Genomic DNA, 10,618 nt, shown 5'->3' with positions numbered 1-10,618 from the left:
TGCGCGGCGCTCACGCGTTACCCGGGGCTTCGCCGATTCTTACCTGCGGGTCCCCGTACTTCTCGATGTACCCGCGCACCCGGTACTTCCTCGCCGTGTTGGCCGAACTCATGTAGCGGATCTTGCCGAACACCGGGCGCTCCGGGCCCCAGGCGCGGTCGTGGAGGCCGAGGATCCAGAGCATCCCGGTATAGGAGTTCGGGTCGCGTCCGTCGAGCGCGTACTTGTCGTTGAGTTCGATCATGATGCGGAGCGCTTCGCGCGGGCTCTCGCTCCACTCCAGGATCTTCTTGCCCCAGAGCATGCGCAGGTAGTTGTGGATGCGGCCTTCACGCCGCAGCTGGTTCTGGGCGGCGTTCCAGAGAGCGTCGTGCGTGCGTGCCTTCTCGAAGTCGGCGAGTCCGTATACGGCTTCCCGGGGATCCGAGGCGTGCTCCGCCAGCGTCTGGCGAGCCCAGCCGGGCAGCGCCTCATAGGTGTCGTAACGATCCACGTGGCGGCATCGAACGAACCCGAGCTCACGCCACGTAACAAGTTGATCCAAAAAGGCTTCTGCGCTCTCACTCATGCCCCACCAACCGGCGCGCCTCCCCCGCGCGTCGCGCGAGAGACGGGCAGGAGTCCATCCTTCGTGGCCCGCGATTCGGTCGAATACCTCCTGCGCGGAGATGTGGCCGAAGTGGAGGTAGGGGGAGAGCCGGCTGGTCGCGTTGCGCTCCGGATGATTGGCGTCGGTGGCATACCGGTCGAAGGCGCCCTCGACGAAGGCGGAGAGCCGGGCCGCCGCGGCCTCCGAACCGCCGCGAAGGTCGACGGGCGGGACCGAGTGATCGATGGGAAGGCGTGCGATGAGATCAGCGGGATCGCTCACGTCGGCGGCGGGCCATCGGTCGAGGATATCGGCAGGGACCTGCGCCTCGGAGGAAGGGGTGAGGATGTCCAGTGGATCGGGATGCGGGAGCCGCTCCAGGTGGGCGGGAAGCTCGCGCTGCAGGAATCGTCTGAACGCGTAGGCTGTTGCGAAGGGCGCGTTCGAAGCTCGCAGAGGAAGCAGGCCGTTGCCGTCTATTGCCTCTACGCGCACCGAAATCCGGTGCGCGGCCGCGTTCACCATCCGCGGCAGGAAGAAGGCGGGAAAGTCGTCGGTGACGATGACGGCCGCGTGCTCCGCGAGGGCTTCGACGAGTCCCTTGCCGGCGCCATCCGCAGGCTCGACGTAGGGGTAGTAGGCGACGCCCCGTTCTGCGAAGCGCGCCTCGTTGTCGATCATCCCGTCGATGACGAACCGGTGGAGGCGATCCGATGCCCACGGGTATCCTGCGCGCAGGGGTTCCAGCACGAGTAGCGGGAGTCCGCGGTCGACGCTGAGCTCGGCGGCCCGCTGGAGGCCGAAGTTCCAGCGCGTCCGGCGCGCGCCGATCATCCAGTACAGGATGAATGCGCCGCCGGCGACTGGAGCGTCGTTGCAGCGCTTGATGCGGGCCGGGGGCGTTCTCGAGCGTCGTGATCGCGGGCCCGCGTCGCCGTCTTCGTGGAGTGGCGCGCTCCTGCTCCTTTGGCGGGATGGTTGATGCGGCACCCGTGTGTCGGCCCCCTATGACGCGGGAGGCTGCGGGTCGGCTTCGCCCGTTCCCGTTGCCTTCGGACGAGATGCTCTCCTTCGGGAAGGCGCCAGCAGGTCCCTTCCGGTGCGTACCAGGGTGGAGAGCGGGGCGCTGCCGAGCAGAATCAGGGGCTTGTTCGACCCTGCGGCGACCGCGTGCGGGGTGCCCCGGAGGCTTCGCCGGCCGCCCGATTCGGTGCGCATGCCCATGACGATGAGGTCGGAGCCGCGGCCATGCCGGATGATGGTTTCTCCCGGGTCGGCGCCGGTTTCCACGACGATGTCGTAGGAGCCGGTGGCTTCGTCGCGCACCATTCTGTGAATCTCGCGCTCGAATCGGCGGCGTTCCTCCTTCGATGCCGAGGGAGGAGTGGTAGCGAGATACGTGATGGCTCGCCCCTTCGTGCGCGCCAGGCTGGCGAGCAGGCGGACCCGGGGGCGGCTGTGGCTCCGACGTCCTCCGAGGGGCACCAGGACCCGCTCCACATCGTCCATGCGCCAGCTTGAAGGGGTCCGCGCAACGACCACGTCGCAGCCGATCGCCGCGATGCGCCGCTCCAGCGCGGACTCGACGACCGGGTCGGAGAGGTTGGGCAGTCCGAGCAACACGGTCTCGCAACGGTGTTCCTCCGCGACGCGCGCGATCTCCGTCCAGGGATCGGGGGCGGTGGTGACGAGGATCTCCGCCATCATCGAGTGCTCCACGCTGTGCACCATGGACTTGCCCAGCACGGTCTGCGCGTCGATGACCCGGGATTCCGATGGGGACGCCGCGTCCGGCGGCGAGAGAACCGTGAGCAGCAGGACGCGGCCCGAGCCCGGCGTGCGCAGTGTTCCGGCGATGTCCACCAGGCTGGCGGCGCTGGCCGGGTTGGCGATGGGTGCGAGCACCAGCGGGCTCCGCCCCCGGAGCAGTGTTAGATGCGGATGCGTGGCCTCTGCGGAGACGTCGGTGAGGCGCGCTGCGGGGGCCAGGAGGGTGAGGTAGAACGCGGTGCCGATGGCGATCCAGGTCATCACGATGCTGCCGGCGAAGGGCACCGCGAAGATCTGGAAGGCCGCGAGCGATGCGCAGCACACGCCGCCCAGGACGGGCAGGAAGGGGATGCGCCGCGAGGCGGAGCGGTACTCGACCAGGACCGTCGCGACGTGCACCATGGCGAAGGAGATGAGGAAGATGAGGCTCGAGGCGGCGCCGGCGGCCGGGACCTCGCCGACGGCGATCGCGATCGCCGCCACCACCGTGCCCGTGACCACGACCGCCGTCGCGGGGGTGCCGCTCGACCCGCGCATGCGTGCAAGCCGGCGGGGCAGGGTGCGGTCGCGGGCCATGGCGAAGGCGACCCGCGACGCGCCCAGGAGGTTCGCCTGAAGTGCCGAGAGCATCGACAGGATCCCCGCGCCGATGACCAGCCAGTAGCCCGCCACCCCCATGTACTCCTCGACCGCCGCCGCCACCAGCCCTTCCGGGTTGGCCGCCGCCACCGCCGCCACCCCCCCCGCCCCCGCCGGTGTCCCCACCGTGGCGAACAGGAAGAGCATGGGCAGGTAGAGCGCGAGCGCGATGCCGAGCGAGAGGTACATGGCGCGCGGGAGGGTCCGCTGCGGTTCGCGCACCTCTCCCCCCACCGCGGCGATCAGGTCGAACCCCTGGAGCGCGATGAAGGTGTAGCCCATCGCCCGCACCACCCCGCCCGCTCCCTCCGTGAAGAACGGGTTGAGCCGGTCGGCCAGCTCGCCGGGCGACCCGGTGCCCCACGCCCACGCCCCGCCGGCGATGACCACCGCGAACACCACCACCTTGCCGATGGTCTCCGCGGTGCCGCCCCCCGCCGCGCGGCGGACCAGCGCGAGCATGTAGGCGCCGATGGCGATCGCGGCCGCGGCCAGGCGGGCGGTGTCGCCGCCCAGCCGGGTCTCGGCCAGTTGCGGCAGGGCGCGCAACAGCCCCTCCATGAAGAACGCCGCGAACCCGAGCGCATACAGCACCCCGGCCACGATCGAAGCGAACCACACCACCCAGCCGACCACGAAGGCCAGCTCGATCGAGAAGACGTTCTTGGCGTAGGTGTAGGTCCCGCCGGACTCGGGGAAGCGGCGGGCCAGGCGGGCGAAGCTGGCCGCGGTGAGCAGGGCGATGCCGCCGTTCATGGCGAAGGAGACCATGGCGCTCGGCCCGGCGACCGAGAAGGCGGTGCCCGCGAGCGCGAGGATTCCCCCGCCCACGATGGCACCCACCCCCAGGATGGTGGCGCCGAACAAGCCCATGTGCCGTTCCTGAACCTGCACCGCGTCCTCCGTATTACAACCGGCCGAGCAGTTCGGCCGCCCGGCTCAGGTCGTCGTCGGGCAGCCGGATGCGTACCCCCCGCACCAGGTGCCGCACTCCGGCGAACATCTCGCGCGCGATCGCCAGTCCTTCCGCACGGGCGTGCGCGGCGCTCCTGCGCTCGGCCGCCCGCATCCGTTGCACGATCCCTTCCGGCACCTCGACGCCCGGCACCTCGTTGGCCATGAACTCGGCGTTGCGCAGGGACGCGAGGGGAAGCAGGGTCGCGATTACCGGGATGTCGGTTTGGGCGCGCGCCAGGAAGTCCTCCAGGCGCCCGGGATCGAAGAGCGGCCGGGTGACGGCGAAGTCCGCCCCTGCGTCCACCTTCCAGGCGAAGCGGCTGAGCTCGAAGGCCTGGTCGACCGCCGCCTGATCGAGCCCGACCCCTGCCACCAGCTCGGTGGGCGCGCCGATGTCGTTGCCGCCCGCGTCCAGGCCACGGTTCAGGCGCTGCACCACGTTGACCAGACCGATCGAGTCGATGTCGGAGATCGCGGTGGAGTCCGCGTAGGGGCCCAGGTCGGTCGACTCGCCGCTCACGATCACCAGGTTGCGGATGCCCGCCGCCGACGCCCCCAGCAGGTCGCTGATCATGCCGTGCATGTCGCGGTCGCGGCAGACGTAGCGCACCAGCGGCTCGATGCCTGCGCGGTCGCCAAGCACCATGGCCGTGGTCAGGGCGTCCATGTGCGCCTGCCCGCGGGTGCCGCCGACCACGAAGACCGCGTCTACCCCGCCGTGCGCCAGCGCGCGCGCCTGCCGGGTAGTCTCTTCCATGAGCCAGCCGCGGGGGGCGGCGATCTGCACGGTGGTCACGAACTGTCCGGTGGCGAGCTTCCTGCCCCACGCGGAACGTTCGGCGAGCGGCACCGCGGACCTGCCCGTCCGCTCGGCTGCCCCGGCGCGCGCGGCCGCCCGCACGCGGACCGGCTGTACGCTGGCCACGTGGTCGCGGATCTTGCGCACGTGCGCTGCGGTGGTGCCGCAACACCCGCCCACGAAGCGCGCGCCGGCGGCGACCAGGCGGCGAGCGTACTGGCCCATGTACTCCGGGCTGGCCATGTAGATCTGACGGTTCTCGACCACCCGCGGCAGCCCGGCGTTGGGCTGGGCAGAGGCGGGCAGCCCGGAGCTCGCGGCCAGGCGCTCCACCGCGTCGAGCATGATCGCCGGGCCCACCGAGCAGTTGATGCCGGCCACCTCCACCCCCCACTCCGCCATCGCCGCCCCGGCGGCCTCCATGGTGGTGCCCCCGGGGGTGGCGCCGTTGTCGCCGATGGTGACCTGCGCCAGCACCGGCAGGTCGGTGAGCGAACGCACCGCCCGGAAGGCTGCCTCCAGCTCGCCCAGGTCGCTGAAGGTCTCGAGGCAAAAGCCGTCCACGCCGCCGTCAATCAGCCCCCGCGCCTGCCGCTGAAAGAACGCCACCGCCTCCTCGAAGGCCGTCGCCCCCCAGGGCTCGATGCGGATGCCGAGCGGGCCCATCGCCCCCACCACGGTGGCCCGTCCCGCCGCCGCATCGCGCGCGAGCTTTGCTCCCGCCCGGTTGATGGCTTCGGTGCGTTCCTCCAGCCCGAACCCCGACAGCTTCACCGGATTGGCCCCGAAGGTGTTGGTTTCGAGGATCTCGGCGCCGGCGTGCACATACTCGTCGTGAACCTCGCGCACCATCTCGGGTGTCGATAGGTTAAGCTCGTCATAACATACGTTTACGAACACACCCTTGCCGTAGAGCATCGTGCCCATGGCGCCGTCCACCACGTGCGCGCGCCCGTCGGCGATCAGGTCGCGCAGAGCAACGCTCACGGGTCGTACGCCAGGTTCGGGGCCAGCCACCGTTCCGCCTCCGGCACACCGATTCCCCGCCGGCGCGCGTAGTCCTCGACCTGGTCGCGCCCGATGCGGCCCACGCCGAAGTAGTGCGCCCGGGGGTGCGCGAAATACCATCCCGCCACGCTGGCCGCAGGGGTCATGGCGCAGCTCTGGGTGAGCCGGATGCCGGCGCGCGCAGTGGCGTCCAGCAACTCGAAGATGGTGCGCTTGCCCGTGTGGTCCGGACAGGCGGGATACCCTGGCGCGGGACGGATGCCCGTGTACGACTCGGCGATCAGCGCCTCCCCGTCCAGATCCTCGTCCGGGACGTATCCCCAGGCCTTCCTGCGCACGCGCTCGTGCAGCAGCTCCGCGAAGGCCTCGGCCAGCCGGTCGGCGAGAGCCTTGGCGAGGATGCTGGAAAAGTCGTCATGCTCCCGCTCGAAGCGGCGGCACAGTTGGTCCAGACCGGCGCCCGCAGTCACCGCGAACGCGCCCAGGTAGTCGGCGATCCCCGTCCCGCGCGGCGCCACGAAGTCGCTCAGGCACGAGTTGGGACGCCCCGACGCCTTCTCGAACTGCTGGCGCACCCCGTGCGCGATCGCCACCGTCTCGCTCCGCCCCTCATCCGCGTAGATCTCCACGTCGTCGCCGGCCGCGTTGGCGGGGAAGATGCCCACCACACCCCTCGCCTCCAGCAGCCCCTCGCGCACGATCTCGTCGAGCAGCGCGCAGGCGTCCCGATGCAGCACCGCCGCCTGCTCGCCCACCACGGGATCATCCAGAATAGCCGGGAACCTGCCCGCCATCTCCCAGGCCTGAAAGAAGGGGGTCCAGTCGATGTAGGGGAGCAATTCGGCAAGAGGGAAGGGGGCGAGCACCCGGATCCCGAGCCTCCGCGGCGCCACCGGCGGCTCCGATGCCCAGTCGATGGCGAGCTTTCGCGCGCGGGCCTTCTCCAGCGGAAGGATGCGGGCACGGGCCTGCTTGCCGGCGTGCCTGGCGCGCAGCTCCGCATAGCTCGCGCGGGTTCGCTGCAGGAAGGCGGGTGCCTCGCGCTCGTTCAGCAGCCGGCTCATCACGCTCACCGCGCGCGACGCATCGTGCACGTGAACCGCGGGCCCGGAATAGCAGGGCTCGATCTTCACCGCCGTGTGCGTGCGCGAGGTGGTCGCGCCGCCGATCAGCAGCGGCAGCCGGAAATCGAGCCGCTCCATCTCGGAAGCCACGTGCACCATCTCTTCGAGTGACGGCGTGATCAGCCCCGAGAGCCCGATGGCGTCGGCCCCCTCCTGGCGGGCGGTCTCGAGGATGAGCTCCGCCGGCACCATCACCCCCAGGTCCACCACTTCGTAGTTGTTACACTGGAGCACCACGCCCACGATGTTCTTGCCGATGTCGTGCACGTCGCCCTTGACCGTGGCGAGCACGACCCGCCCGGCGGCACGCGCCTGTCCGTTTCCGGCCTTCTCGGCCTCCAGGAAGGGCACCAGGTACGCGACGGCCTTCTTCATCACGCGCGCGCTCTTCACCACCTGCGGCAGGAACATGCGCCCCGCGCCGAAGAGGTCACCCACCTCGTTCATGCCGTCCATCAGCGGGCCTTCGATGACGTCCAGCGCCCGCTCGCGCGCCTGCCGCGCCTCCTCGGTGTCCTCGACGATGTGTTCCGAGATGCCCTTCACCAGAGCGTACGCCAGCCGCTTCTCGACCGGTTCCTCGCGCCACCCGTCGTCCGCGCCGCTCACCCGCTGCGCGACCCCCCGGTACTCGCCGGCCAGCCCGATCAGCCGCTCGGTGGCCCCGGAGTCGCGCGCCAGGATCACGTCCTCCACGGGTCCCAGCAGCTCGGCGGGGATCTGGTCGTAGACCGGCAGCGCGCCCGCGTTCACGATCCCCATGTCCATCCCCGCCCGGATGGCGTGGTAGAGGAACACGGAGTGCATGGCGTCGCGCACCGCGTCCGAGCCCCGGAAGGAGAAGGAGAGGTTGCTCACCCCTCCGCTCACCTTGCAGCCGGGAAGCTCGCGCTTGATGGCGCGGCACGCCTCGATGAAGGCGACGGCGTAGCGGTCGTGTTCCTCGATCCCGGTCGCGACGGCGAAGATGTTCGGGTCGAAGATGATGTCCTCGGGCGGGAAACCGACTTCGTCGGTGAGGATGCGGTAGGCCCGGTGGCAGATCTCCACCTTGCGCTCCAGGGTGTCGGCCTGCCCCTCCTCGTCGAAGGCCATCACGATCACCGCGGCCCCGTAGCGGCGCACCATGCGGGCCTGCCGGCGGAAGTCCTCCTCGCCCTCCTTCAGGGAAATGGAGTTGACGATGCCCTTGCCCTGCACGCACTTGAGCCCCGCCTCGAGGATGCTCCACTTCGAGGAGTCGACGACGATCGGCACCCGCGAGATGTCCGGCTCGGAAGCGATCAGCGACAGGAAGCGCACCATCGCCGCCTCGGAATCCAGCAGCCCCTCGTCCATGTTCACGTCGATGAGCTGCGCGCCGTTCCGAACCTGCTGGCGCGCCACCTCGAGCCCGGCCTCGAAGTCGCCCTCCTTGATGAGCCTGCGGAAACGGGCCGAGCCGGTGACGTTGGTGCGCTCGCCGATGTTGGCGAAGAGCGAGTCGGCGCCCAGGTTGAGCGGCTCGAGCCCGGAGAGGCGGGAGCGCCGCTCGATGCGCGGCGGGCGGCGCGGAGGGAGGTCCGCCACCGCCTCGGCGATGGCCTCGATGTGCGCCGGAGTCGTGCCGCAGCATCCTCCCGCGATGTTCAGGAAGCCCGCGCGCGCGAACTCGCCCATCTGGCCGGCCATCGACTCCGGGGTCTCGTCGTACTCGCCGAGCTCGTTGGGCAGGCCGGCGTTGGGGTGGCAGCTCACAAGGAGGTCGGCGCGGGTGGCGAGTTCCTCCACGTGCGGGCGCAGGGCGGCCGCGCCGAGCGCGCAGTTGAGGCCGATGGCGAGCGGGTCCGCGTGACGCACCGAGTTCAGGAACGCCTCCACCGTCTGCCCGGAGAGGGTGCGGCCGCTCGCGTCCACCACCGTGCCCGACACCATGACCGGGACGTCCAGCCCGCGCCGGTCGAGCAGCGAGCGGACCGCGAAGAGCGCCGCCTTGGCGTTCAGGGTGTCGAAGACGGTCTCGACCATGAGCACGTCGACATCGCCGTCCAGGAGGCCGCGCGCCTGCTCGTCGTAGGCTGCCGCGAGTTCGTCGAAGGTGACGTTGCGGAAGGCCGGGTCGTTCACGTCCGGAGAGATGGACGCCGTGCGGTTGGTGGGTCCCAGGATGCCCGCCACGAAGCGCGGCCGGGAGGCGTTGCGCGCGGTGAAGGCGTCGGCCGCGGCCCGGGCGAGGCGCGCAGACTCCAGGTTGATGTCGTAGACCGCCGTCTCGAGGCCGTAGTCCGCCATCGCGACCGAGGTGGCGTTGAAGGTGTTGGTCTCGACGATGTCCGCCCCGGCGGCCAGATAGCCCTCGTGGATCTCGCGGATGACCTCGGGCCGGGTCAGCGAGAGCAGGTCGTTGGCGCCCTTGAGCGGGTGGGGGTGGTCCACGAAGCGATCGCCCCGGAAGTCGTCCTCGTCCAGCCGGTACCGCTGGATCATCGTGCCCATCGCGCCGTCCAGGACCAGGATGCGGTCCTCGAGGGCATGCTCCAGCGCGGTCACGCGCCGGGCGCGGACGGACGGGTCGGGGGCAGGGGCAGATGCGGAGGTAGTCATGGCGTCAGTATAGTAACGGAAGGCGTCTCCGATACCGCAGGAGCGAGCACCGGGTCCCGCCAGGAACTTTCGGGTCCGGTTGCCGTTTACTCCGGGAGCGCATGCCGGTGCGCCGAGCAGGCTTGTCGTTGCACCGGAAAGACCGGTCGGCGCGCGGGAACGATCGCCGTTACGCCGGGAACGCCTACAGCAACCCCGGGAGGGTCATGGAAACCGTCCGCATCCCCAATCAGGCGACCTACTCGCCCATTTCGCTGACCGACCTGATGGTCGCGGCGCCGCTCGCTTCGCGCATCCTGCTGGGGGCGACACCCCCGGGGCGCGCACTCCAGGCCGTGGCGCTGGGCGCCTACGCGGGGAGCGTGGCGGTCGACTGGTTCGCCCGCCGCAACGTGCGCGCCATCGACTTCCTGGACACCTTCGGAGCGGACGTGAAACATCTCACACCGATGCCCGAGCAGGAGCGCGAGCGCGAGGTCGAATGGCTCACGGAGCGCGTGAACGACGAATACACCGCCGAGCGCATCCCGCGGGCGGAAGTCGCGCGCCTGATCAACCGGCACCTGACCGACTTCATCGCCGACATCACCGACCAGCGCGTCGAAACCAGTTCGGAGATACGTCAGTTCACCCTCGCGGGACTCGTCTTTCCCTTCGCCCTCGGCACCTGCGACATCTTTTCGGGCGACGTGTCCATCCTCCGGGACGCGGGTGTCTTCGAACCGCACATCATCGCGCACGAGTTCTCGCACCGGAAAGGGTATCTGAAGGAGCTGCACGCGCAGGTGCTGGGATACCTGTCGATGGTCGGCTCGGGCGAGGCGGTGCTGGTGCAGTCGGCACGCTGCGAGCGGCTCCACCGCAATCTCTGGGTGCTGGCGGACCGCGAGCCGGTGCGCTACCGGACGATGATCGAGGAGGGAGCGCTGCGCGAGGAACTGCGGGACGACTTCATGGCACTGCATCCCGAGGATGGACCCGCCGAGGGAACGGTGGCGAACCTGATGCGCCGCCTCTACGACGAGCGCATGAAGCTCACCGGCCAGAACGGACTGTCGGACTACGACGAAGGCTTCACGAACTTCCTGTACACGAGCGAGAGACGAGCTGCGGAGGCATAGCGGCACAGTTCGGCGCGCCTGGGAGACG

General features: G+C 70.1%; 5 protein-coding genes. 1 reads left to right on the top strand and 4 read right to left on the bottom strand.

Features of this window, described 5'->3' with window-relative positions:
* Positions 1-10: 10 nt before the first annotated feature.
* The 4 genes from OXU32_14410 to metH form a co-directional block, all read right to left on the bottom strand.
* Positions 11-1,423 carry a deoxyribodipyrimidine photolyase gene (locus OXU32_14410; GenBank protein ID MDE0075146.1) on the bottom strand — a complete coding sequence of 471 codons (1,413 nt, stop codon included), beginning with the start codon at positions 1,421-1,423 and terminating at the stop codon, positions 11-13.
* A 171-nt stretch (positions 1,424-1,594) separates the two neighbouring features.
* Entirely contained in the window at positions 1,595-3,892 is a 2,298-nt protein-coding gene (locus tag OXU32_14405; GenBank protein ID MDE0075145.1) for an amino acid permease, read from the bottom strand.
* 13 nt (positions 3,893-3,905) lie between these two features.
* Positions 3,906-5,741 carry a bifunctional homocysteine S-methyltransferase/methylenetetrahydrofolate reductase gene (locus OXU32_14400; protein ID MDE0075144.1) on the bottom strand — a complete coding sequence of 612 codons (1,836 nt, stop codon included), beginning with the start codon at positions 5,739-5,741 and terminating at the stop codon, positions 3,906-3,908.
* Positions 5,738-9,469, bottom strand: coding sequence for a methionine synthase (gene metH / locus OXU32_14395; protein ID MDE0075143.1), 3,732 nt, complete (start codon positions 9,467-9,469; stop codon positions 5,738-5,740). Before metH ends, OXU32_14400 begins: the two co-directional genes overlap by 4 nt.
* A gap of 206 nt (positions 9,470-9,675) precedes the next feature.
* Between metH and OXU32_14390 the strand changes: the two genes are divergently transcribed.
* Positions 9,676-10,590 (top strand): DUF3810 family protein, encoded by a 915-nt coding sequence (locus OXU32_14390; protein MDE0075142.1) that lies wholly within the window; start codon positions 9,676-9,678, stop codon positions 10,588-10,590.
* The last annotated feature ends 28 nt before the right edge of the window (positions 10,591-10,618 follow it).

The sequence above is a fragment of the Gammaproteobacteria bacterium genome (assembly GCA_028819075.1).
In the GTDB taxonomy this organism is placed as follows: Bacteria; Gemmatimonadota; Gemmatimonadetes; order Longimicrobiales; family Gaopeijiaceae; genus BD2-11.
Note: the sequence above shows the minus strand (reverse complement) of the source record. Positions and strands in the feature narration are given on the sequence as shown.

Excerpts from the sequence above, each read along its gene's own strand:
- metH (MDE0075143.1), bottom strand. The coding sequence starts at position 9,469 with ATGACTACCTCCGCATCTGCCCCTGCCCCCGACCCGTCCGTCCGCGCC.
- OXU32_14410 (MDE0075146.1), bottom strand. The coding sequence starts at position 1,423 with ATGATCGGCGCGCGCCGGACGCGCTGGAACTTCGGCCTCCAGCGGGCC.
- OXU32_14390 (MDE0075142.1), top strand. The coding sequence starts at position 9,676 with ATGGAAACCGTCCGCATCCCCAATCAGGCGACCTACTCGCCCATTTCG.